The organism is Streptomyces cahuitamycinicus (assembly GCF_002891435.1).
In the GTDB taxonomy this organism is placed as follows: domain Bacteria; phylum Actinomycetota; class Actinomycetes; order Streptomycetales; family Streptomycetaceae; genus Streptomyces; species Streptomyces cahuitamycinicus.
The window spans coordinates 1-925 of record NZ_POUC01000883.1 but is presented as its reverse complement, the minus strand read 5'-3'; the positions used below and the strand labels follow the sequence as shown (position 1 = coordinate 925).

The following is a 925-nucleotide window of genomic DNA, read 5'->3' as shown; positions in this document are numbered from 1 at the left end:
CCCCCGCGCCGTCCCGTCCGGCAGACGGAGCCGGGGAGTTGGAGGAGCCGCTGCTTCCCGTGCCCGACCCGGAGGTGCGGCTGCCCGAGGACGGGGTGCTGCCCGGCGACGGTCCACTGACCAGCAACGGTGAGGACACAATGGGAGCCGCCCCCTCCACAACCGCGGCTACCGGGGGGTAATGTCGCCAGCCGCCGGACGGCACAGGAACCGGCGGGTGAGCGTGGAGGGGCCCTCATGGCGACGGACATGCCTGCTGAGGCAGAGGCGGCCATGGCTGCTCGGACACAGGAGGCCCACGACCGCTGGCAGCGCATGTGGAGCCACCGCGAGCAGTTGCTCAAGGTGGCCCGGCGGCGGTCGATGAGCCTGGAGGACGCCGAGGACGCCGTGCACGAGGCGATGCTGCGCGCCGCGGAGCGCCCGGACCTCGACGACGAGCGCCTCGGCGCCTGGCTGACCACCGTGACCATGCGGCTGTGCGTCGACCGGTACCGCCAGGTCAACCGTGAGGCCGAGGTGCGCACCAGCCCCACGCTCGTCGCTCCGGGTCCGGTGCCCGTCGAGGAGGTCGTGTGCGACCGGGCCGAGGCCAGGTGGCTGGCGGTGCGCAGCGGGGACCTGCCCGCCCGCCAGGCGGAGGCGCTCCGGCTGAAGTCCGAGGACCTGGACGTCGGCCAGGTCGCCGTGCGGATGGGGCTGAGCTACCGGACCGTCGAGTCGTTGCTGGCCCGGGCCCGGCGCACGCTGCGCGCCTCGCTGGCCGGGACGCTGGGGGTCGTGCTGTTCCTGATCGGGCGCGGGCGGCCACGCGGGGGCGGCAAGGCGCACGCGGTGGCCGTCGCCTCAACGGCCGCGACCCTGGCGGTGGCGGGGTTCGTCCTGCCGCTGTCCCTTATACACATCTGACGCTGCCGACGAACTC

Annotated in this window: 2 pseudogenes; both read left to right on the top strand. The window is 74.3% G+C overall.

From position 1 onward, the window contains the following. A pseudogene (locus tag C1J00_RS46120) lies at positions 1-182 on the top strand (hypothetical protein); the annotation flags it as partial. A 55-nt stretch (positions 183-237) separates the two neighbouring features. Then, positions 238-897 (top strand): annotated as a pseudogene (locus C1J00_RS48675) (RNA polymerase sigma factor); the annotation flags it as partial. Positions 898-925: the final 28 nt, after the last annotated feature.